The organism is Streptomyces sp. NPDC051104 (assembly GCF_040682835.1).
Lineage (GTDB): Bacteria > Actinomycetota > Actinomycetes > Streptomycetales > Streptomycetaceae > Streptomyces > Streptomyces cynarae.
Genome location: NZ_JBFBBS010000006.1, coordinates 63,039 through 85,053, shown reverse-complemented (window position 1 = coordinate 85,053; position 22,015 = coordinate 63,039). Strand labels below are relative to the sequence as shown.

Genomic DNA, 22,015 nt, shown 5'->3' with positions numbered 1-22,015 from the left:
CGTCTGGCGCCGCGCGGCGCGGCCACCGGCGATCGTGGACACGGTCTCCTCCGTGTTCCTCCATGGGACGGGTGAGGCCAGTGGCCCCCTTGGCCCAGAGGTACGTGGTGGAGCCGCCGTGCGTTCAACCCTTCACGGAGTCCAGCGCCGACTGGAGTGACTGCTGGTAACCCTGGCTCGTGTAAGAGGCGCCGGAGACCACGTCGATGTTCGCGCTCTGCGCCGCCAGCGCCTCCCGGTTCAGCTGCGGGACGGCGTAGCTGTTGATCTCCTGGTCCCTCGGGTTGTCCTGGGGGTATTCCACGGCGGTGACGTCGGTGAGCTTGCCGTTCTTCACCGTGATACGCACCTGGACGGGGCCGTAGCGGGTCTGGGCCTCTTCTCCCGTGACGGTCTTGGTGCCGGTGGACCCGGCGGATCCGCTCGTGCTGCCCGAGCCACTGGAACCGGTCGAGCCACCGGACCCGCTCGACCCGCTCGACACGCCCGCACTGCTCGACGGCGCGGGCGCGGCCACGGTGATGCCGGGCGACGAGTGCGGCTTCATCGACAGCAGCAGCACCATCCCGGAGACGGTCGCGGCGCTCGCCAGCACGATCCGGCGCAGCGGGCTCTTCCTCTTCAACGCGTGCATGACGGCCTCACAGCTCGAACGACTCGTGGTGGATACGGCGGTCGGGGACCCCGGCCGCCCGCAGCGCCTCGTACATCTCCTCCGCGAACCCGGGCGGACCGCACAGATACACGTCGTGGTCGGCGAGCTCGGGCACCGCGCCGTGCAGCGCGCCGGGGGTGAGGCGGGGCCGCGAGCCGTCCGCGCCGTTGAGGGCGTACAGCACCTTGGCGCCGCGCCACCTGGCTATGGACTCCAGCTCACCGCCGAGCGCCAGGTCCTCCGCCGAACGCGCCCGGTACAGGAGCGTCACCTCGCCCGGCAGCGTCTCGAACAGGGCGCGCAGCGGGGTGACACCGACGCCGCCCGCTATCAGCAGGGACCTGCCGGTGGTCTGCCGGTCGGCGGTCAGCGACCCGTACGGGCCCTCCGCCCACACCCGGGTGCCCGGCCGCAGCAGGGTCACCGAGGTGCTGTGGTCCCCGAGCGCCTTGACGGTGATGCGCAACTGGGTGCGGCGGGGCGGCGCCGACAGCGAGTACGGCGTGGACGTCCAGCGCAGTCCGTCCGTGAGGAACCGCCAGCGGAAGAACTGCCCCGGCTCGGCGCTCAGTTCGTCCAGGCGCCGGCCGCGCATGACGACGGACCAGACACCCGGCGTCTCCTGGTGCACCGACTCCACGCGCAGCCGGTGGCGCAGGTTCAGCCGCACCGGGGTGAGGAGCCGGAACCAGACCACCAGGGCCGCGACGCCCAGGTAGAGCGCGTACCAGGCGGCCTGCGCCACCGAGTTCCCGGTGAATTCGGCGCCCAGCGCCAGCTGATGACCGAAGGCGAGGAACACCGCCGCATAGGTCAGCAGGTGCACGTAGTACCAGAACTCATGGCTGACCTTGCGGCGCACGGCCCGCGCCGAGGTGATCCCGACGGCGAACAGGATGATCGTGCCGATGGTGGCCTTCAGCATCTCCGGGTAGTCCAGGACCACCGTGACCGTCTCGTGCACGAGCGAGGCCCGGTCCTGGGCGGCGTACCCGGTCAGGATCAGCACGATGTGCGCGACGAGCAGACAGACCGTGTACCGCCCGGCCATGGCGTGCCAGCGCGCCACCCGGTCCGAGCCGATCCGCCGCTCGAGAAGCGGCACCCGGGCCATCAGGCCCACGAGCACCGCGCAGGAGTACCCGCACAGCAGCCCCGCGATCCGCCCGGCCCCGGTCAGCCAGCCCGCGGTGCCCACCACCGAGCCGGTGCTCTGCCACCACAGGGCGACCACGGCGGCGGCCCCGGCCCACAGCAGGGCCAGCAGGGGGGCCGCCGGAGAGCGCCGGACGACCGGCGGCAAAGGTGGCGCCTGCTGCTGGTAGACCGTGGTCATGATCTGTTCCTTTCGGGCGTATCGACCCGGCAACTGTGCAGGCGTAACTTCTGAAGCGGCTCTGAGGAATCTGAGCCTGTCCTGAGGGCTGCGGGGGACAAGCGCCCTCGTCAGGGAACTCTTGGCGGTCGTGACCCGTCACTCATAGGGAACTCAGAGCGGCCCGCGTCCTCGGCCGCCGCCGGCAGAGTGGATCCTGGTAAGCGCGATGAACACACCCCGCTCCGGCCGCCCCGCCCTCGCCCGCCCAGACGGCACGCCCCTGCGCGTCCTCGTCGTCGACGACGACCCCGACCTCGCCGAGGTGCTGTCCGGGGCCCTGCGCTACGAGGGCTGGGAGGTGCGCACCGCCGGCGACGGCGCCGACGCCGTCGCGGAGGCCCGTGACCTGATGCCCGACGCCGTCGTCCTGGACGTGATGCTCCCCGACACCGACGGCTTCGCCGTACTGCGCGAGCTGCACCACGTGAAACCGGACGTCTGTGTGCTCTTCCTCACCGCCCGCGACGCCGTCGAGGACCGCATCGCCGGCATCACGGCGGGCGGCGACGACTACGTGACCAAGCCGTTCAGCCTGGAGGAGGTCGTCGCGCGACTGCGTGGCCTGCTGCGCCGTGCCGGCATGGCCCGGCAGCTGGAGGACGGGCCCCGGCTGACCGTCGGCGACCTGGCCATGGACGAGGAGGCCCGCGAGGTCACCCGGGCCGGCGAGCTGATCGAGCTGTCACCGACCGAGTTCGAGCTGCTGCGCTTCCTGATGCGCAACCCGCGGCGCGTCCTCAGCAAGGCCCAGATCCTCGACCGGGTCTGGTCCTACGACTTCGGCGGCCAGGCCCATGTCGTCGAGCTGTACATCTCCTACCTGCGCAAGAAGGTGGACGTGGGCCGCGAGCCCATGATCCACACGGTGCGCGGCGCCGGGTACGTGCTGAAGCCGGTGGCCCGGTGAGGGTCCGGCTGCGCGAAGCGGTACGGCGCCTGCCCCGGCCGCGCACCCTGCGGGCCCGGCTCACCGCCGGGCTCGTCCTGCTGCTGGCGCTCAGCTGCGCCGCCGTCGGGGTGGCCGCCGTGGTCGAGCTGAACGGCTTCCTCACCGGCCGGCTGGACCAGCAGCTGCACGACGTCGGCCCGCGGTTCGCGGCGAGCCTGGAGCACGGCGTCAAACCGCCGGACCACGACGGCGACGAGCACGCCGACACCCGCAAACAGTCCTCCGGGACCTTCGGCGCCCGGCTGGTCGGGGGCAGGGTCACCAACGTGGGGCTGGTGCACCCCGGCAGCGACAGCACCGATCTCAGCGCCCCGCTGAACGCAGGGGACAAGCGTAGGCTCGCCGCGGTGCCCGTGGACGGCAGGGGCCACAGCGTCTGCCTGTCCTCCCTCGGCGAGTACCGCCTGGTGGCGAGCAGCGGCATGGACGGTGACGTACTGATCACCGGACTGCCGCTCGAGCCGGTGGATGCCGCGGTGCACCGCCTGGAACTGGTCGCCGCGGTCGTCCTCGGGGCCGGCCTCGCGGTCACCGGCGTCGCGGGCGCCCTCTGGGTGCGATGGTCCCTGCTTCCGCTCAGCCGGGTCGCCGCGACCGCCACCCGGGTCAGCGAACTCCCCCTCGCCAGCGGCGAGGTGGCCTTGCCACCGCGCGCCCCCGAGAGCGACCCGCGCAGCGAGGTGGGCCGGGTCGCCGGCGCCTTCAACCGCATGCTCGGCCATGTCGAGGACGCGCTCACCAAGCGGCACGCCAGCGAGGAGCGGCTGCGCAGCTTCGCCGCCGACGCCAGCCACGAGCTGCGCACGCCGGTCGCCTCGGTCCGGGGGCACGCCGAGCTGGCGCTGCTGCATCCGGGTCCGGTGCCGCCGGAGGTGACCCGCGCCCTGGAGCGGATCGCCGCGGAGTCGGGGCGCATGGGCGAGATGGTCGACGATCTGCTGCTGCTGGCCCGCCTGGACGCGGGCCGCCCCCTGGAACGGCGTCCTGTCGACCTCACCCGCCTGGTCCTCGACGCGGTCACGGACGCGCGGGCCGCGGGTCCCGGCCACGGCTGGACGATGGAGCTGCCGGAGGAGCCGGTGACGGTGACGGGGGACGCGTACCGCCTCCATCAGGTGCTGGCGAACCTGTTGGCCAACGCGCGTTTGCACACACCTGTGGGCACCAGGGTGACCGTGTCCCTGGAGACGGACGGCACGGCAGCCGTCCTCACGGTCCACGACGACGGACCGGGAGTCCCCGCCGAGATCCAGCCGGGGGTCTTCGAACGCTTCACCCGGGCCGAACACCGCCGCCGCCCGGAGCACCAGGGCAGCGGAGCGGGGCTGGGCCTGTCCATCGTGGCGGCGGTGACGGAGGCGCACGGGGGGAGCGTGGCCCTGGAGAGCCGCCCGGGGGCGACGACGTTCACGGTACGCCTGCCTGTCGGCGGCCCCGGCCGCCCTAGTAACGAGTGATCGCGGTCTCCCCGCTCGGCGTCCCGATCGCGATGTGCGGCCGGCGCCCGGGATTCGCCCACGTCAGGATCCGTTCCATCGCGTCCTCCGGCACCGACACACAACCCTCCGTCGCCCCCTTGCCGTTGACGTGCAGGAAGATGCCGGCGCCACGGCCCCGCACCGGCAGGCGGTAGTTGAACCCGATGACGAGGGCGTAGTCGTACTGCGGGTCGTACGCGATCAGGTGTTCCGACTCGGAGGCGCGGCAGTCGGCCGGGAGGGGCTCCGTCCAGCGGTTGTAGGAGAGCGAGTCGTTGTCCTGGCACCACCAGGTGTCCTGACGCACCCGCCGGTAGGGCGCCCTCGCACCCGAGGGCGCGGCCTTGATGCCGAACGCGAACGGCAGGTCGTACAGGCCCGTCGGTGTCGTGCTCGTGCCCTGCCGGCGTGAGCCGCCCTCCACGAGCCCCTTCGCCCCAAAACGCGCGGGTGCCGAGCCCGCCTTCACCCACCGCCCGCCGGTGCGCTCCCACCAGCTGACCGTGCCCGAGGTCGCGCCGGTCGTGGCGGCCTCCGCGGTGATCAGCTGGGTGCCGCCGCCGGTGTCCGCCATCCGCTCGGGCAGCGGGGCGTCCTCGGCGGGGTCCGGCGCGGCACCGAGCAGGAGGAGGGAGGCGGAGGCGAGAGCGGCGACGACACCGGGGCGCATGCCTCAGAACGTAGACGGAGGCAGGGGCAAAGGCAGTCCCGGCAGGCCGTCCAGACTCGTTCGGACGTGTTCTTTCCTCCGGAAGTATTCATCGAGGGAGGCGTCGTCCTCGCGCGCGAAGCGCTTGGCGTGCAGGTCGCGGTCCTCTTCATAGGCCATGAAGGGCACCGCGTAGCCACAGGTGTCCCGGATGAGCTCGGCCGTCACGACGACGACGGCGCGCAGACCGTGCAGGGTGGGGTCGATGTCCGGGAAACGCGTGAGCAGCTCCTTGAAGCGGGGGTCGTCGCGGAAGACCGGCTCACCGCGGCCGTGCACGCGCACGATGTTCGGCGGGCCCTGGAAGGCGCACCACATGAGGGTGATCCGGCCGTTCTCGCGCAGGTGCGCGATCGTCTCGGCGTTGCTTCCGGCGAAGTCCAGATATGCCACGGTGCGTTCGTCGAGCACGGCGAACGAGCCCTTGTGGCCCTTGGGGGAGAGGTTGACCGTGCCGTCGGCCGACAGGGGAGCGGTCGCGGTGAAGAACAGGTGTTGTGCCTCGATGAACGTGCGCAGTCTGCCGTCTATGCGCTCATAGGTCTTTCCCATGTCCACCGAGTATCGGGCTATATCGTTCGACTGTCTAAGGAATTCTGGGGAATGACCGGGGATTGCCCTCGAACGGCGGTGTTCGGTCGCTCGTGGCCGCCCCGGCTGGCGCGCGGGGCGGCCACGACGCCTGTCACGTCACTTGGTGAGCGTGCAGGCGGCCAGGGAGTCCAGGCCCTGCGGCTTGGCGGCGGTGCGGCCGATCGCCGTCGCGATGCGGTTGATCGTCGCCACCCGCGCCGGAGAGCACCACTGCCGCGGCGCCGCCGATGATCGCCACGCGGCGCTTGTCGTACTTCGGAAGAGCCCTGGACATGAAGACGCCTCACTCGGGTGGGGTGACTGCTGTGACGAACACGGCAGTCACGGGCGTGACTGCCGTGAAAACGCGGCGCCTTCGTTCGGCGAGAGATACGGGAAAACGATTGCTCCCGTTCAACGGGTTCGCAAAGAGAGCGGGTCGCACAGCAGGTCGCGAGCGCGTCGCATTGACGAATCATGCAGAGTTCTGCATACTCATGCATGTCAGTGAGCGCAGTGTGAGGAGAACCCCGTGACCGAGCGCGTCGTACTCGCCTACTCGGGCGGTCTGGACACCTCCGTCGCCATCGGCTGGATCGCCGAGGAGACGGGCGCCGAGGTCGTCGCCGTCGCGGTGGACGTCGGCCAGGGCGGCGAGGACCTGGACGTCATCCGCAAGCGCGCGCTCGCCTGCGGTGCCGTGGAGGCCGAGGTCGCGGACGCCAAGGACGAGTTCGCCGAGGAGTACTGCCTCCCGGCGATCAAGGCCAACGCCCTCTACATGGACCGCTACCCGCTGGTCTCCGCGCTGTCCCGGCCGACGATCGTCAAGCACCTCGTCGCCGCCGCCAAGAAGCACGGTGCCACCACGGTCGCCCACGGCTGCACCGGCAAGGGCAACGACCAGGTCCGCTTCGAGGCCGGCATCGTCGCCCTCGCACCGGACCTGAAGTGCATCGCCCCGGTCCGGGACTACGCGATGACCCGCGACAAGGCCATCGCGTTCTGCGAGGAGAAGAACCTCCCCATCGCGACCACCAAGAAGTCCCCGTACTCCATCGACCAGAACGTCTTCGGCCGCGCCGTCGAGACGGGCTTCCTCGAGGACATCTGGAACGCCCCGATCGAGGACATCTACGAGTACACCTCCAACCCGGCCACCCCGCGTGAGGCCGACGAGGTGATCATCACCTTCAAGGAGGGTGTCCCGGTCGCCGTCGACGGCAAGCCCGTCACCGTCCTGCAGGCCATCCAGCAACTCAACGAGCGCGCCGGCGCCCAGGGCATCGGCAGGATCGACATGGTCGAGGACCGCCTCGTGGGCATCAAGTCCCGCGAGGTCTACGAGGCTCCGGGCGCGATCGCGCTCATCACCGCCCACCAGGAGCTGGAGAACGTCACCGTCGAGCGTGAACTCGCCCGCTACAAGCGGCAGGTCGAGCAGCGCTGGGGAGAACTGGTCTACGACGGCCAGTGGTTCTCCCCGCTCAAGCGCGCACTGGACGGCTTCATCGACGAGGCCAGCCGGCATGTCTCCGGCGACATCCGGATGACCCTGCACGGCGGCCGCGCGGTCGTCACCGGCCGCCGGTCGCAGGAGTCGCTGTACGACTTCAACCTCGCGACCTACGACACGGGCGACACGTTCGACCAGTCCGCGGCCAAGGGCTTCATCGACATCTACAGCCTGTCGTCGAAGATCGCGGCACGGCGTGATCCTGGAGGCGAAGCCTGACGCGGATCCGGCCCGACCGGCCCACTGGCCCGACGACCGCCTCCTCACTGGCCGTGGGGAGGCGGTGGCACACCGACACCCTCTCTAGGAGCGACCCAAGTGAGCAGCAACACCGGTGACGTACGGCTCTGGGGCGGCCGTTTCGCCGACGGCCCCGCCGAGGCCCTGGCGAAGCTGTCCGCGTCCGTCCACTTCGACTGGCGGCTGGCGCCGTACGACATCGCCGGCTCCCGGGCCCACGCGCGCGTGCTGCACAAGGCGGGGCTCCTCACGGACGACGAGCTGACGCGGATGCTGGCGGGGCTCGACCGGCTCGAGGCGGACGTCGCCGACGGCTCCTTCACCGGCACGATCGCCGACGAGGACGTCCACACGGCCCTGGAGCGGGGTCTGCTGGAGCGCCTCGGCCCCGAGCTGGGCGGCAAGCTGCGCGCGGGCCGCTCCCGCAACGACCAGGTCGCCACGCTCTTCCGTATGTACCTGCGCGACCACGGCCGGATCATCGGCGGTCTGATCGCCGACCTCCAGGACGCCCTGATCGGCCTGGCGGAAGCCCACCCGGACGTGGCGATGCCCGGCCGCACCCACCTCCAGCACGCCCAGCCGGTGCTCTTCGCGCACCACGTGCTCGCCCACGTCCAGTCGCTGTCCCGGGACGCCGAACGGCTGCGCCAGTGGGACGAGCGGACGGCGGTGTCGCCGTACGGATCCGGTGCCCTGGCCGGATCCTCCCTCGGCCTGGACCCGGAGGCGGTCGCCGAGGACCTGGGCTTCGAGCACGGCAGTGTGGCCAACTCCATCGACGGCACGGCCTCCCGTGACTTCGTCGCCGAGTTCACCTTCATCGCCGCGATGATCGGCGTGAACCTCTCCCGGATCGCCGAGGAGGTCATCATCTGGAACACGAAGGAGTTCTCCTTCGTCACGCTCCACGACGCCTTCTCCACCGGCTCGTCGATCATGCCGCAGAAGAAGAACCCGGACATCGCCGAGCTGGCCCGCGGCAAGTCCGGCCGCCTGATCGGCAACCTGACGGGCCTGCTGGCGACCCTCAAGGCCCTCCCGCTCGCGTACAACCGCGATCTCCAGGAGGACAAGGAGCCGGTCTTCGACTCCATCGACCAGCTGGAGGTCCTGCTCCCGGCATTCACCGGCATGATGGCCACGCTGACCGTGCACCGCGAGCGCATGGAGGAGCTGGCCCCGGCCGGGTTCTCGCTCGCCACCGACATCGCCGAGTGGCTGGTCAAGCAGGGCGTGCCGTTCCGGGTGGCGCACGAGGTGGCCGGTGAGTGCGTGAAGGTCGCCGAGGCCGAGGGCAAGGAACTGGACGAACTCACGGACGAGCAGTTCGCGAAGATCAGCGCCCACCTCACCCCCGAGGTGCGCTCCGTCCTCAACGTCCCCGGCGCCCTCGCCTCCCGCAACGGCCGCGGCGGTACGGCCCCCGAGGCGGTCGCCGTGCAGCTCGCCGAGGTGAAGGCGGACCTCGCCGGGCAGCGGAAGTGGGTCACGGCCAAACAGGCGTAGCAGGACCTCCCTCCGAAGGGCCCGGACATCGCTTGAGTTCGTCGTTTCCGGTTGCGGTCGGCAATGTCGAACGGTGGTCGGCCGGTACCGAGCACGAAAGGGACATCATGCGCGGACCAAGTGGAAGAAGTTAGCGCCGGTAGATTGGGGCGGGTTCCCGGGTCCGCCGAGAGTGCAAGGAGCCCGCCATGCCGTTCAGCCTTCCCCGAGCTCTCGGCTTCGCTCGAGCAGGGGATGCCCCTATGGCCGCCGCCACCACGGCCACCGCGCACATCGGACTCGGACTGGCCGCCGTCGGCCGCCCGGGCTACATCAACCTCGGCCGTGACCGGGACCTTCCCGCCGACCGCACGGTCGACGCCCTGCGCGAGCGCACGCATGAACTCTTGGACGCCGCCTACGCGCAGGGCGTCCGCTACTTCGACGTGGCCCGCTCCTACGGCCGTTCGGAGGAGTTCCTCGCCGATTGGCTGTCCGCCCGCCCCGGCATCGATGACGTGGTGGTCGGCAGCAAGTGGGGCTACACCTACACCGCGCAGTGGAGCACCGACGCCGAGCAGCACGAGGTCAAGGACCACAGTGTCGCCACCTACGAGCGGCAGCGCGCCGAGACCGCCGCTCTACTCGGCGACCGGCTCGACCTCTACCAGATCCACTCCGTCACCCCTGACAGTCCGGCCCTGACCGACAAGGAACTGCACGCCCGGCTGGCCGAGGCCGCCGCGCAGGGGCTCACCATCGGCTTCTCCACCAGCGGCCCGGCGCAGGCCGACGTGATCCGCGCCGCGCTCGCCGTGACGGTCGACGGCGAGCCCCTCTTCCGTGCCGTCCAGTCCACGTACAACCTGCTGGAGACCTCTGCCGGGCCCGCCCTCGCCGAGGCTCACGACGCCGGGCTCACGGTGATCGTCAAGGAGGGCATGGCCAACGGACGGCTGGCGGACCCGCAGGCGCCGGACGCCTTGAAGGCCGTGGCGGTGGAGATGTCCCTCGGCTGCGACGCGGTCGCCCTCGCCATGATCCTGCGGCGGCCGTGGGTGGGCGTCGTCCTCTCCGGCGCGGCCACCACAGGCCAGCTCGCCTCGAACCTGCGCGCCGCCGCCGTCGACCTCGACGAGGACCAACTGGTCCGCCTCGAGACGCTCGCCGAGGACCCGCGCGCGTACTGGGAGCGGCGCGGGGAGCTGCCCTGGCACTGAGATCACGCCGAGGTCTGTCCTGGTGAGACGAACATGCCCCGTGTGAGACGAAAATGTCTCACATGGCCTATGGTTGTCTCATGGCCGTCGACCGTGACCACGTACTGCGCAGCGCAGCCGCCCTGCTGACCCGCAAATCCACCGCGACCATGGACGAGGTCGCCAAGGCGGCCGGGATCAGCCGGGCAACGCTGCACCGCCACTTCGCCGGGCGCGACGCGCTCGTACGGGCCCTGGAAGTGCTCGGTATCGAGGAGTGCGAGGCGGCGCTGGACGCGGCCCGGCTGGACGAGGGCTCGGCGACCGACGCGGTACGCAGGCTCGTGCGCGAGATCCAGCCCGCGGCCGGGCTGCTCGCCTTCCTCTACGGCGAGAACCAGCTGTGGGAGGGCGAGGGCCAGAACGAGGGCTGGTTGCGGATCGACACCCGGATCACCGCGGTCTTCCTGCGCGGTCGGCACAGCGGCGAATTCCGCGTCGACCTCCCCCCGGCCTGGCTCACCGAGGCGCTCTACGGGCTGATCGCCTCGTGCGCCTGGGCCGTACTGGACGGCCGTGTGGCCGCCAGGGACTTCCCCATCATGATCGCCGAGCTGTTGCTCGGCGGCGCCCTACGGAGAGAGGAACCATGACCAGCACCCTGCAGCGTGGGGGTGCCCCCTGCTCGATCGCAGCCGAGAGCTCGGGGGAGACGACGCCGCAGGCGGAGAAGCGCCCGGGCCGGTGGCTCGCGCTCTGCGTCCTCGTGCTCGCCGTGCTGCTGGTGGCCGTGGACGCGACCGTCCTCGGCCTCGCGACCCCCTACATCAGCGAGGACCTGAAGCCCTCCGGCACCCAGCTCCTGTGGATCGGCGACGTCTACTCCTTCGTCATCGCCGGTCTGCTCGTCTCCATGGGCAGCCTCGGCGACCGCGTCGGCCGCAAGCGCATCCTGCTCGGCGGCGCCACGGCCTTCGGCGCGATATCCGTCCTGAACGCCTACGCCCAGTCGCCGGAGACCATGATCCTGGCCCGGGCGCTCCTCGGTGTCGCGGGCGCTACCCTGATGCCCGCCACGCTCGCCCTGATCCGCAACATCTTCCACGACCCGCGCGAGCGCAGCCTCGCCGTCGGCATCTGGGGCGCCACCGCCTCGGCGGGTACGGCGGTCGGCCCGGTCGTCGGCGGTCTGCTGCTCGAGCACTTCTGGTGGGGCTCGGTCTTCCTCATCAACCTGCCGGTGACGGCGGTCCTGGTCCTGGTCGGCATCAGGACCCTGCCCGAGTCCCACGACCCGGACCCGGGCCCCTGGGACCTGCCGAGCGTCGCCTTGTCGCTCGTCGGCATGATCGGCGCGGTGTACGCCGTGAAGGAGGCGGCCGCCCACGGATTCACCTGGCCGGCCTTCGGCACCGGACTCCTCGGTGCCGCCGCGCTCCTCGGCTTCGTGCGCCGTCAACTGACGCTGCCGGTCCCGCTGCTGGACATGCGGCTGTTCCGGGGTCGGGGCTTCAGCGGTGCGGTGCTCGCGGACCTGCTGACCGTGCTCGGCATGTCCGGACTGGTCTTCTTCCTCTCCCAATACCTGCAACTCGTCCAGGGCAGGCGTCCGTTCGAGGCCGGTCTCGCCGAACTGCCCGCCGCAGTCGGCGCGGTGGCGGCGGGCCTGGTCGCGGGCGCGGCGGCCCGGCGCTTCTCGGTACGGGCGGTGGTCTCGGGCGGCCTCGCCGCGGTGGGCCTGGCGCTGGCCGCCCTCACCCTGCTCGACCGGACCACGGGCTACTCGCTGATCGGGACCGCGCTGCTGGTCGTGGGCGTCGGCGCGGGCCTGTCGTTCACCGTCACCGCGGACGTGATCCTCGCCGGCGTGCCCAAGGACCAGGCGGGCGCCGCCTCCGCGGTCTCGGAGACGGCGTACGAACTCGGCGCGGCCCTGGGCATCGCCCTGCTCGGCTCGATCGTGACCGGGATCTACCGGGACTTCCCGGCGCCACCGGGCACCCCGGCCACGGCCCACGCATCACTGGGCGGGGCGGTGGAGACGGCAGCTCACCTCCCACCGGCCACCGCCGAGACATTGCTCACGTCGGCCCGCGACGCGTTCGTGGAGGGCCTCAGGCTGGCAATGGCAGCGGGCGCGGCGGTTCTGCTGGTGACGGCGGTGGCGGCGTGGTTCCTGCTGCGGGGCCAGAGACTGGAGGGAGGGGACGCGACCCCTCAGGGGCGCGGGGAACCGCGCGACCAGCCACAGAACACCCGCACCTGCTGAACAGCAGGGAGCCCAATGGCGAGTGGGCGCCCCTGGTTCCGGGGGAGCCCAATGGCGAGTGGGCGCCCCTGGTTCCGGCTACGCCGCCTTCGCCTTCGTGGCGTACATGTCCACGTACTCCTGCCCCGAGAGCCGCATGACCTCCGTCATCACGGAATCGGTGACGGCCCGCAGCACATAGCGATCCCGGTCCATCCCCTCGTACCGAGAGAACTCCATCGGCTCACCGAACCTCACGGTGACCCGCCCCGGACGGGGGATCCCCCGTCCGCCGGGCTGCAACTTGTCCGTGCCGATCATCGCGAACGGCACCACCGGCGCGCCGGTCATCAGCGTCAGCCGCGCGATACCGGTGCGCCCCCGGTACAGCCGCCCGTCGGGCGAGCGCGTGCCCTCCGGGTAGATGCCGAAGACCTTGCCCTCCTCCAGCACGCGGCGCCCGGTCATCAGCGCGGCCACACCGCCGCTCGCGCCGTCCCGGTCGACCGGGATCATGCCGACGCCCGTGAAGAACCAGGCCATCAGCCGGCCCTTGAGGCCCTTGCCCGTGACGTACTCGTCCTTGCCGATGAAGAACACCTGCCGCTTGGTCACCAGCGGCAGCACGACCGAGTCGATGAACGTCAGGTGGTTGCCGGCCATGATGACCGGACCGTCGGCCGGGATGTGCTCCGCGCCCTCCACCTGTGGGCGGAACATCAGGCGCATGATCGGTCCGAGCACTGCCTTGATGAGCACGAAGCGGGACAACGGGCCCTCCGGTGTCAAGGGATGCGGTATGAGTCTGTGCAGGTGAGGACGATACTCGTGATGCCCGGGGTGTCGCACACCGGGTTCACCGAGTGGATACGCGTCATTGACGAGTGTTTACCTGCGATGGCGGTTTTGTTGCACGTTCGTCATCCGCCGGACGGGTGTGGCGAACGCCGCGACGACGGTTGACGGGCCGTCAGTCCGGGTATTCGCCAACTCCGTCGCCATGCACCCACGAGGACGTTCCCCGTCCGTCGCGCGTTCCCGCAGACGTCTCCCGGCCGTCACCCGTCCGCACCTACGATCGAGCCCTTCGAGTAGGTGTGGCGAGAGGAACACATGGGCGCGCAGGAGTCTTACGGGCAGGGGCAGGGGCAGGGGCAGGGGCAGGGGCAGGGGCAGGGGCAGGGGCAGGGGACGGGTCGGCGAGCGCTGCTCGGGGCCGCGGTGCTCGGCGCCGGCGGAGCGGTCCTCGGACTGCCCGGCGTCGCGAGGGCGGACGCGCGGCACACCGGCGGGCTGAAGGGCCTGCCCGTGCCGACGATCATCGGTCACCGCGGAGCCAGCGGCTACCGTCCCGAGCACACGTTCGCCTCCTACAACCTGGCGCTCGACCTGGGCGCCGACATCGTGGAGGCCGGTGACCTGGTGCCCACCAAGGACGGCCACCTGGTGTGCCGGCACGAGCCGGAGATCGGCGGGACCACCGACGTCGCCGACCACCCCGAGTTCGCCGACCGCAGGAAGACCAAGGTCCTGGACGGTGTCTCCACCACCGGCTGGTTCACCGAGGACTTCACGCTCGCCGAGCTGAAGACGCTGCGCGCGATCGAGCGCATCCCCGCCACCCGCCAGCACAACACCCTCTACAACGGCCGCTGGGAGATCCCCACCTTCGAAGAGGTCCTGAAGTGGCAGGACGAGCAGACCCGCAAGCGCGGCAAGCAGGTGTGGATCTACCCCGAGACCAAGCACCCCACCTACTTCCGCAAGCAGGGCCTCGACATGGAGCAGTTGCTCTCCAGGGCCCTGCGCAAGCACGGCAAGGACCGGAAGAACTCACCGGTCATCATCCAGTCCTTCGAGCCGAGCAGCATCCAGCGCCTGAACAAGCTCGTCGACAACCCGCTCGTGGTGCTCCTGTCCGCCGCGAACACCCGCCCCTTCGACTTCGTCGAGTCGGGCGACCCGCGCACGGTCGCCGACCTCATCACCCCGAAGGGCCTGAAGGAGATCGCCTCCTACGCCCAGGGCGTCGGCCCCACCCTCGACCTGGTCGTCCCTAAGGACGCGAAGGGCAACCTCACCAAGCCCTCCACTCTGGTCGCCGACGCGCACGCCGCGGGCCTGATCCTGCACCCGTACACGATGCGCGACGAGAACACCTTCCTGCCCACGAACTTCCAGAAGGGCACAGACCCGACGGCCTACGGCGATGTCTTCGGTGCCTTCCGGACCTACTTCGCGACCGGCATCGACGGCGTCTTCACCGACAACGCCGACACCGGCGTGCTCGCCCGCGAGGACTTCCTGCGCGGCTGAGCGGTCGACACGTGCCACGAGTACCCCGTCGGGGTGACTCGCGTCCGCTCCGGCAACCCGCCGCCGGGGCGGACGCGTCCCGTCGCGTATGAGGCACGAGATGGTCAGCACCCTGCGTCCGCTGCTCGCCGCCGAGGCCTCGGCGGAGGCGCACGCGGCCGGGATGGAGCCGAGCGATCTGGAACAGGCCGTGTGGCTACGGCTCCTGGAGCGGCTCGAGGCCGACCGGCCGCCCCTCGACCCGCAGGAATGGCTGCGCCGCGCGGTGCGTCTGGAGGCACGCCGCGGCCGACGCGCCGCCCGCCTCGAACTGCCGTACCGCGGTGACCCGGCCGACGACACCCGACCCGGCCCTGAGCAGCAGGCCCTCCTCGCGGCCCGCCGCCGGGCACTGCACGCCGCCGTACGCCGCCTGCCCGGCCGCTGTCCCCGCCTCATGGCGGCGCTGCTCTCCCCGCAGGACCCGACCTACCGGGAAATCGCAGGGGAGTTGGGTATCTCACAAGGGAGTCTTGGTCCGGAACGCTCCAAATGCCTGGGATGTCTGCGTCGATTGCTTGCGGCGGAGGTTGCGGCGCTCGAACCGCGGGGATAGGAGTGAGGGACGACCGGTGATCAGGTGAGCGGGAGGCGTGCGCACATGGGCATGAGCGTGACCATCTCTGTGGCGACCGAGCAGGACGCCGAGCAGATCTTCAGGCTGCAGTACCTGTGCTTCCAGAGCGAAGCCGCGCTGTACGGCAACTACCGCATCGCCCCGCTCGTCCAGACCCTGGACTCGGTGCGCGAGGAGGTCGCCTCGGACTGCGTTTTCGTGGCCCGGCTGGGCGAGGAGGTGGTCGGCTCGGTACGCGGCCGCCTGACGGAGGACGGGGCCGCCTTGATCGGCAGGCTCTGCGTCCACCCGCGGCTGCAGGGCCACGGCATCGGCGCCCGGCTGCTGCGCGCGGCCGAGGCGGCACTGGTGGAGCGGCACGGCGCGAAGAAGTTCCGTCTCAGCGCCGGCCACCGCAGCGAGGGCAACCTGCGCCTGTACCGCCGGGTCGGCTACGAGACGGTGGGCACGGCTCAGGGAGCGGACGGCGTACCGATGATCGTCCTGGAGAAGCCGGCGAGTACGTACGCCACGACGGCGTAGGGGAAGAGCGCCCCGAAAGGGGCGCGTCCCGCCGGGCTCAGGCCGCCTCGGCCTGACGCGCGGCCCCCTTCCGCAACCAGTACATGGCCGACAGCGGCAGCAGCACCGGAATGAAGACGTACCCCATGCCGTAGTCCGACCACACGGTCGCGTCGGGAAACGCGGACGGCTCGACCAGGGTCCACGTCCCCACGGTGAGCACACCGACCAGCTCGGCCGCACAGCACACCAACGCCGCCCGGCGGGCCGTCTCGCCGCCACGCACCAGCGAGTACGTGATGAATCCGTAGACGACGCCGGCGACCGCGGACAGGGAGTACGCGAGCGGAGCCTTGTCGAACTGCGTCGAGATCTGCACGACCGACCGCGACACCGCCCCGACCACCATCACCCCGTACAGCCACACCAGCAGCATGCCGGGCCCGCCGATGAGCCGCGTCCTGGCCGGCTTCTCCCGCGTGGCCGTCATCTCAGCCTCCCCAGATGTCATAGAGCCGCACCTCCAGCACGGCGAGGACCACACCGCCGGCCGCGACCGTCACCGAACCCCACCGTGTGCGCTCGGCCAGCGACATGAAGCCCGCCGCCGGGATGCACGCGAAGGCGCCCAGCAGATACGCCACGAAGATCGTCGTGCCCTGCGCCGGCTTCTCGCCCCGCGCCAGCTGGACGATGCCGACGACCAGCTGGATGAGGGCCAGCAGCGTCACCACGGCCATGCCGATGAAGTGCCAGTCCTTCGTGGGCTGATCACGGTACGCGGCCCAGCCGCACCAGGCGGCGAGCAGCAGCGCGGCGACACCGGTCGCCAGCGTCAGGGCATCAAGCATGCCGCGACCCTATTACGGGCCAAAAGCACTGATGTCCCCGCCCCCGTGGCCGACCGCGGCGCCGCCCCGCCGGCCGTGGCGTTGACCACAACCGGCGCCATCCGTCCGCTATTCGGACAGTCGTGTCAGGTCCCGGTCCGGCGTCTGCTTTACTTGCATCCATGACCACGACGAGCTGCCGCACTGTTGCGACCGAGGCGACCATGACGCCCGGTGCTCGTTGTATGTGTCGAATGTGCGCCTGCTAGAGGGCCCCCGCACCACCCAGAGCCTCGCGCCCCGAAGCGAGACCGCCGTGGAACGTCCGTACGCACGCGTCGTATGCGACTGACCTCCCGCGCACAGGTTCTCCCCGGTTCCATCGCCCTTGCGAGAACCGTGCCGCGTTGCCATGCACGCACCCGTGCCCGGCGCACATCCACGCCCTGCACTCGACAGTGACGGAAACCCAGTGATCACCACATCGGGCCTGACCAAGGTCTACCGTTCGCGCGGCCGCGAGATCACCGCCCTCGACGGCGTCGACCTGCACGTACGCGAGGGCGAGGTGTTCGGCGTCATCGGCCAGTCCGGCGCCGGCAAGTCCTCGCTCATCCGCTGCGTCAACCTCCTGGAGCGCCCCACCTCCGGCACGGTCACCGTGGCCGGCCAGGACCTGACCGCGCTCGCCGGCCGCGGACCACGCGCCGGCAAGGAACTCCGCTCGGCACGCAGCCGGATCGGCATGGTCTTCCAGCACTTCAACCTGCTGTCCTCGCGCACCGTCCAGGACAACGTCGAGCTGCCCCTGGAGATCCTCGGCAAGTCCGGGAAGGAACGTTCCCGCAAGGCCCTCGAGCTCCTCGACCTCGTCGGTCTCGCCGACAAGGCCAAGGCCTACCCGGCCCAGCTCTCCGGCGGCCAGAAGCAGCGCGTCGGCATCGCCCGCGCCCTCGCCGGCGACCCCAAAGTGCTGCTCTCCGACGAGGCGACCAGCGCCCTCGACCCGGAGACCACCCGTTCCATCCTCCAGCTGCTGCGCGACCTCAACCGGCAGCTCGGCCTGACCGTCCTGCTCATCACGCACGAGATGGACGTCGTCAAGAGCGTCTGCGACTCGGCCGCCCTCATGGAGAAGGGCCGCATCGTCGAGTCCGGCACGGTCGGCGAACTGCTCGCCACCCCCGGCTCCCACCTGGCCTCCGCCCTCTTCCCGGTCGGCGGCCAGGCATCCGGCGACGACCGGACCGTCGTCGACGTCACCTTCCAGGGCGAGGCCGCCACCCAGCCCGTCATCTCCCAGCTGTCCCGCACCTACAACATCGACATCTCGATCCTGGGCGCCGCCATCGACACCGTCGGCGGCCTCCAGGTCGGCCGGATGCGCATCGAACTGCCCGGCCGCTACGAGGACAACGTCGTGCCGATCGGCTTCCTGCGCGAGCAGGGACTGCAGATCGACGTGGTGGGCCGCCAGGCGGCCCCGCTGGTGAAGGAAGGTGCCAAGTGACCTGGACTGATTTCTCGGCGATGCAGCCGCTGCTGTCCCAGGCCTCCTGGGACACCCTCTACATGGTCGGCTGGTCCACCCTCATCGCCGTCGTCGGCGGACTGCCGCTCGGCGTGCTGCTGGTGCTGACCGACCGCGGCGGACTGCTCCAGAACATCCTGGCCAACAAGATCCTCGGGCAGGTCGTGAACATCGCCCGCTCGATGCCGTTCATCATCCTGATGGTCGCGCTGATGAGCTTCACACGCTGGGTCACGGGGACGACGATCGGCCGCGAGGCCGCCATCGTGCCGCTCGCCATCGGCGCCATCCCGTTCTTCGCGCGCCTCGTCGAGACGGCTGTCCGCGAAGTGGACGGCGGCCTCGTCGAGGCCGTGCAGGCGATGGGCGGCAACACCTGGACCGTCGTGCGCAAGGTCCTCGTACCGGAGGCCCTGCCCTCCCTGATCTCCTCCGCGACCACCACCGTCGTCGCCCTCATCGGCTACTCCGCGATGGCCGGCACGGTCGGCGCCGGCGGCCTCGGCGACATCGCCATCCGCTACGGCTACCAGCGCTTCGACACCCAGCTGATGTGGATCACCGTGGCGGTCCTGGCCGTCGTCATCTCGCTCATCCAGATCGCCGGCGACTTCGCGGCCCGCGCCCTGCACCGCCGCGGCGGCCGCTCCGGACCGGCGCCGAAGCTGCGGCTGCTGAAGGCGAAGGAGCCCGCGACGGCCGATGTGAGCAAGGTCGCCTGAGCCACGCCGCCCCCGCGTGTCCCCTGAACTCCCCGTGAACCATGACGGGGTGGCACCACCCATAAGGAAAGGCACTTTTCGTGCGTAACACCGCCAAGATCACCACCGCCGTCCTCGCCGCGGGAGCCCTCACCTTCGGGCTCAGCGCCTGCGGCTCCGGCAAGAGCAGCTCCGCCTCCTCCGGCTCGGGCGGCCCGCTCATCGTCGCCGCGAGCCCCACGCCGCACGCCGAGATCCTCAACTTCGTCAAGGACAACCTGGCGAAGAAGGCGGGCCTCGACCTTCAGGTCAAGGAGTTCACCGACTACGTCACGCCGAACACGGCGACCGAGGACGGGTCGGTCGGTGCCAACTACTTCCAGAACCAGCCGTACCTCGACGACTTCAACAAGAAGAACGGCACCCACATCGCGCCCGTCGTCACGGTGCACCTGGAGCCGCTCGGCCTGTACTCCCACAAGATCAGGAAGGCCGACGAGCTGAAGAGCGGTGCGACCGTCGCCATCCCGAACGACACGGTCAACGAGGCGCGTGCGCTCAAGCTGCTCGACGCGAACGGTCTCATCACGCTCAAGAGCGGCGTGGGCAACGAGGCGACCCCGCGGGACATCGCCAAGAACCCGAAGAACCTCAAGTTCAAGGAGCTGGAGGCGGCCCAGACCCCGCGCTCCCTGGACGACGTGGACGCCGCGGTGATCAACGGCAACTACGCCATCTCCTCCGGCCTCAAGCCCGCCAAGGACGCCCTCGTCCTGGAGTCCGCGAAGAACAACCCCTACGGCAACTTCCTCGCGGTCAAGAAGGGCAACGAGAACGACCCGCGGGTCAAGAAGCTGGCCAAGCTCCTCGTCTCGCCCGAGGTCAAGAAGTTCATCGAGGACAAGTACCAGGGATCGGTCATCGCGTCCTTCTGATCCCGCTGATCGACTGCCGTCGGCACCGCGTACACCGCGTATCGCCACGCACGGGGTCCGCTCCCCCACCGGGTGTGGACCCCGTGGTGCGTTTCGCCGCCTCCATGCTGCATGCTGGGCAGTTCAGCAGGCCCTGACGGTTTTTCGAAGGTTACGGAGCGGCGCAATGACGAGCACCTTCCCCAACGTCTCCATCAGCACGGAGCGTTTGGTCCTGCGCCCTCTCGACGAGGACGACGTCCCCGCGCTGGCCGAGATGATGAACGACGAGCTGGTCGGCGCCTGGACCGACGTGCCCCAGCCGTTCACCGAGGAGGGCGCCCGCACCTGGATCACCGAGTACGCGCCCGCCGAACGCGCCGCGGGCCGCGGCCTCGACCTCGCCGTCACCGAGTTCCTCACCCAGCGCCTGGTGGGCGTCATCCAGCTCACCAAGACCAACTGGCATGTGCGGTCCACCGAGCTGTCGTACGTCATCGCGCCTTGGGCACGCGGCGAGGGCTACGCCTCCGAAGCCGCGCTCGCGACCGCCCAATGGCTCTTCGGCGACCAGGGCTTCGAGCGGATCGAACTGCGCACCGCGGCCGACAACACCGCCTCCCAGCAGGTCGCCCAGAAGATCGGCTGCATCAGCGAGGGCGTCCTGCGCAACGCCTGCATAGCGCACGTCCGTGCGAAGGACGGCACCTGGACGGACGTACGGACCGACTTCATCGTGTGGAGCCTGCTGCCGGAGGACCTCGACGGGGTCAGCGACGAGCTGGCCGACACGCGGGGTTTCACGTCGTTCCCGAACTGGAACTGACAGCGAGGGACCGCTCCCACGGGACGAGCCCGGGGCGAGTGCACCCAGCCGAACGGGATACCCTCACGGAGCCCGCCGTACGGGCTGCCCCCTGACGACCTGCGCGAAAAACCTGGAGACTGACGACGATGGCCGACCGGGTCACGGTGATCGGCTGGGACGGCTCGCCGCTGACCGCCGCCGCGCGCTCCGCCCTCGGGGCCGCCACGCTCGTCGCCGGCGCGGCCCACCACCTCGCCCTCCCCGAAGTGCCTCCGGCCGCCGAGCGCATCCGCCTCGGCAGTGTCGCCCTCGCCGCCCGCCGTATCGCCGCCCACCGCGGCACCGCCGTCGTCCTCGCCGACGGCGACCCCGGCTTCTTCGGTGTCGTACGCACGCTGCGCGTCCCCGAGTACGGCCTGGAGGTCGAAGTCGTCCCCGCCGTCTCCTCCGTGGCCGCCGCCTTCGCGCGCGCCGGGATGCCCTGGGACGACGCACAGGTGGTCGTCGCACACCGCCGCACCCTGCGACGCGCGGTCAACGTATGCCGCGCCCACACCAAGGTCGCGGTCCTCACCTCACCGGGCGCCGGACCCGCCGAGCTCGGACTGCTCCTCGACGGTGTCCACCGCACGTTCGTCATCTGCGAGGAGCTGGGCACCGAGCGCGAACAGGTCACCGTCGTCACCTCGGACAAGGCCGCCGACCACACCTGGCGCGACCCCAACGTCGTCATCGTCATCGGAGGACCGGTCACCGCCGCCGACGGCGGCTGGATCGCCGGACGCGACCCGGGCGCGGGACCGCGCGGCTGGGCCCTGCCCGCCGAGGCGTACGGCGGGGGACTCGGCGAAGGGGAGACGGATCTGCTGCGGGTCAGCCAACTCGCCCGTCTCGGACCCAGGGTGGGCGACCTGGTGTGGGACATCGGCAGCGGCAGCGGCGCGTTGGCCGTGGAGGCCGCCCGCTGCGGGGCCGCCGTCATCGCCGTCGACCAGGACCTCGACGCATGCGGCCGTACCACGGCCGCCGCACGCCACTTCGGCGTCCAGCTCCAGGTCGTGCACGGCACCGCCCCGCACATCCTGGAGAACCTGCCCGAACCGGACGTCGTCCGCGTCGGCGGCGGGGGAGCGGCGGTCGTCTCCGCCGTCGCCGACCGCCGCCCGCAGCGCATCGTCACCCACGCCGCGACCCGCGACGCGGCCGAACTCGTCGGCAGGGACCTCACGGAACACGGCTACGACGTCGAGTGCGCCCTGCTGCAGTCCGTCGAACTCGACACGCGGGCCTGGACGGAGAAGGAGCGGAGCGTTGCGTTCCTGCTCAGCGGCCGATTGGCCGAACGCTCCCCGTGATCCGGTTGTC

22 protein-coding genes are annotated in these 22,015 nt (G+C 70.7%); 15 read left to right on the top strand and 7 right to left on the bottom strand.

Annotated elements, in window-relative coordinates:
* Positions 1 to 124 precede the first annotated feature (124 nt).
* Together AB0N14_RS11660 and AB0N14_RS11655 are read right to left on the bottom strand one after the other, a co-directional pair.
* Positions 125 to 634, bottom strand: coding sequence for an FMN-binding protein (locus AB0N14_RS11660; RefSeq protein WP_366025473.1), 510 nt, complete (start codon positions 632 to 634; stop codon positions 125 to 127).
* Between the two features lie 7 nt (positions 635 to 641).
* Positions 642 to 1,991, bottom strand: a complete 1,350-nt coding sequence (locus AB0N14_RS11655; RefSeq protein ID WP_366025472.1) for a ferredoxin reductase family protein — start codon at positions 1,989 to 1,991, stop codon at positions 642 to 644.
* 208 nt (positions 1,992 to 2,199) lie between these two features.
* On the opposite strand from AB0N14_RS11655, the gene AB0N14_RS11650 reads away from it, so the two are divergent.
* Together AB0N14_RS11650 and AB0N14_RS11645 are read left to right on the top strand one after the other, a co-directional pair.
* On the top strand, positions 2,200 to 2,940 hold the full coding sequence (locus AB0N14_RS11650) for a response regulator transcription factor (protein WP_366025471.1): 741 nt from the start codon (positions 2,200 to 2,202) through the stop codon (positions 2,938 to 2,940).
* The gene (locus AB0N14_RS11645) at positions 2,937 to 4,439 is read left to right on the top strand and encodes a HAMP domain-containing sensor histidine kinase (RefSeq protein WP_366025470.1); all 1,503 of its coding nucleotides are present in this window, start codon (positions 2,937 to 2,939) and stop codon (positions 4,437 to 4,439) included. The genes AB0N14_RS11650 and AB0N14_RS11645 overlap by 4 nt, the downstream gene beginning before the upstream one ends.
* Here AB0N14_RS11645 and AB0N14_RS11640 read toward each other — a convergent pair.
* Positions 4,426 to 5,130: a L,D-transpeptidase family protein gene (locus tag AB0N14_RS11640; RefSeq protein ID WP_366025469.1), complete on the bottom strand. Its 705-nt coding sequence runs from the start codon at positions 5,128 to 5,130 to the stop codon at positions 4,426 to 4,428. The two genes, AB0N14_RS11645 and AB0N14_RS11640, sit on opposite strands and share 14 nt — an antisense overlap.
* A gap of 3 nt (positions 5,131 to 5,133) precedes the next feature.
* The gene (locus AB0N14_RS11635; RefSeq protein WP_366025468.1) at positions 5,134 to 5,721 is read right to left on the bottom strand and encodes a pyridoxamine 5'-phosphate oxidase family protein; all 588 of its coding nucleotides are present in this window, start codon (positions 5,719 to 5,721) and stop codon (positions 5,134 to 5,136) included.
* A 553-nt stretch (positions 5,722 to 6,274) separates the two neighbouring features.
* Between AB0N14_RS11635 and AB0N14_RS11630 the strand changes: the two genes are divergently transcribed.
* From AB0N14_RS11630 to AB0N14_RS11610, 5 genes are all read left to right on the top strand, one after another.
* Complete coding sequence (locus AB0N14_RS11630; RefSeq protein ID WP_366025467.1) at positions 6,275 to 7,477, top strand: argininosuccinate synthase; 1,203 nt, start codon at positions 6,275 to 6,277, stop codon at positions 7,475 to 7,477.
* A 99-nt stretch (positions 7,478 to 7,576) separates the two neighbouring features.
* Positions 7,577 to 9,007 carry an argininosuccinate lyase gene (gene argH / locus AB0N14_RS11625; RefSeq protein ID WP_366025466.1) on the top strand — a complete coding sequence of 477 codons (1,431 nt, stop codon included), beginning with the start codon at positions 7,577 to 7,579 and terminating at the stop codon, positions 9,005 to 9,007.
* Positions 9,008 to 9,249: 242 nt separating this feature from the next.
* Positions 9,250 to 10,206 carry an aldo/keto reductase gene (locus AB0N14_RS11620; RefSeq protein WP_366025465.1) on the top strand — a complete coding sequence of 319 codons (957 nt, stop codon included), beginning with the start codon at positions 9,250 to 9,252 and terminating at the stop codon, positions 10,204 to 10,206.
* An 80-nt stretch (positions 10,207 to 10,286) separates the two neighbouring features.
* Positions 10,287 to 10,838 carry a TetR/AcrR family transcriptional regulator gene (locus AB0N14_RS11615; RefSeq protein ID WP_263228977.1) on the top strand — a complete coding sequence of 184 codons (552 nt, stop codon included), beginning with the start codon at positions 10,287 to 10,289 and terminating at the stop codon, positions 10,836 to 10,838.
* Positions 10,835 to 12,454, top strand: a complete 1,620-nt coding sequence (locus AB0N14_RS11610) for an MFS transporter (protein ID WP_366025463.1) — start codon at positions 10,835 to 10,837, stop codon at positions 12,452 to 12,454. Before AB0N14_RS11615 ends, AB0N14_RS11610 begins: the two co-directional genes overlap by 4 nt.
* Positions 12,455 to 12,532: 78 nt before the next feature.
* Here the strand turns inward: AB0N14_RS11610 and AB0N14_RS11605 are convergent, their stop codons facing one another.
* A complete protein-coding gene (locus AB0N14_RS11605) occupies positions 12,533 to 13,222 on the bottom strand; it encodes a lysophospholipid acyltransferase family protein (protein ID WP_366025461.1) in 690 nt (229 codons plus the stop codon).
* Positions 13,223 to 13,546: 324 nt separating this feature from the next.
* Between AB0N14_RS11605 and AB0N14_RS11600 the strand changes: the two genes are divergently transcribed.
* From AB0N14_RS11600 to AB0N14_RS11590, 3 genes are all read left to right on the top strand, one after another.
* Entirely contained in the window at positions 13,547 to 14,749 is a 1,203-nt protein-coding gene (locus AB0N14_RS11600) for a glycerophosphodiester phosphodiesterase (protein WP_366025460.1), read from the top strand.
* Between the two features lie 88 nt (positions 14,750 to 14,837).
* Positions 14,838 to 15,344: a sigma-70 family RNA polymerase sigma factor gene (locus AB0N14_RS11595; protein WP_366025459.1), complete on the top strand. Its 507-nt coding sequence runs from the start codon at positions 14,838 to 14,840 to the stop codon at positions 15,342 to 15,344.
* A gap of 45 nt (positions 15,345 to 15,389) precedes the next feature.
* Positions 15,390 to 15,887 (top strand): GNAT family N-acetyltransferase, encoded by a 498-nt coding sequence (locus AB0N14_RS11590; RefSeq protein ID WP_366025458.1) that lies wholly within the window; start codon positions 15,390 to 15,392, stop codon positions 15,885 to 15,887.
* Between the two features lie 37 nt (positions 15,888 to 15,924).
* Here AB0N14_RS11590 and AB0N14_RS11585 read toward each other — a convergent pair whose 3' ends face one another.
* Both AB0N14_RS11585 and AB0N14_RS11580 read right to left on the bottom strand, forming a co-directional pair.
* Positions 15,925 to 16,356, bottom strand: a complete 432-nt coding sequence (locus tag AB0N14_RS11585) for a hypothetical protein (protein WP_366025457.1) — start codon at positions 16,354 to 16,356, stop codon at positions 15,925 to 15,927.
* A 1-nt stretch (position 16,357) separates the two neighbouring features.
* Positions 16,358 to 16,717, bottom strand: a complete 360-nt coding sequence (locus AB0N14_RS11580) for a hypothetical protein (protein WP_366025456.1) — start codon at positions 16,715 to 16,717, stop codon at positions 16,358 to 16,360.
* A gap of 451 nt (positions 16,718 to 17,168) precedes the next feature.
* Here AB0N14_RS11580 and AB0N14_RS11575 point away from each other — a divergent pair, with 451 nt between their 5' ends.
* The 5 genes from AB0N14_RS11575 to cbiE all read left to right on the top strand — a co-directional run bounded on the left by AB0N14_RS11575 (position 17,169) and on the right by cbiE (position 22,005).
* A complete protein-coding gene (locus AB0N14_RS11575; RefSeq protein ID WP_366025455.1) occupies positions 17,169 to 18,206 on the top strand; it encodes an ATP-binding cassette domain-containing protein in 1,038 nt (345 codons plus the stop codon).
* Complete coding sequence (locus AB0N14_RS11570) at positions 18,203 to 18,949, top strand: methionine ABC transporter permease (protein ID WP_366025454.1); 747 nt, start codon at positions 18,203 to 18,205, stop codon at positions 18,947 to 18,949. Before AB0N14_RS11575 ends, AB0N14_RS11570 begins: the two co-directional genes overlap by 4 nt.
* An 80-nt stretch (positions 18,950 to 19,029) precedes the next feature.
* Positions 19,030 to 19,863 carry a MetQ/NlpA family ABC transporter substrate-binding protein gene (locus tag AB0N14_RS11565; RefSeq protein WP_366025453.1) on the top strand — a complete coding sequence of 278 codons (834 nt, stop codon included), beginning with the start codon at positions 19,030 to 19,032 and terminating at the stop codon, positions 19,861 to 19,863.
* A 166-nt stretch (positions 19,864 to 20,029) separates the two neighbouring features.
* Positions 20,030 to 20,668 (top strand): GNAT family N-acetyltransferase, encoded by a 639-nt coding sequence (locus tag AB0N14_RS11560; RefSeq protein WP_366025452.1) that lies wholly within the window; start codon positions 20,030 to 20,032, stop codon positions 20,666 to 20,668.
* Between the two features lie 128 nt (positions 20,669 to 20,796).
* Positions 20,797 to 22,005: a precorrin-6y C5,15-methyltransferase (decarboxylating) subunit CbiE gene (gene cbiE / locus AB0N14_RS11555; RefSeq protein WP_366025451.1), complete on the top strand. Its 1,209-nt coding sequence runs from the start codon at positions 20,797 to 20,799 to the stop codon at positions 22,003 to 22,005.
* Positions 22,006 to 22,015: the final 10 nt, after the last annotated feature.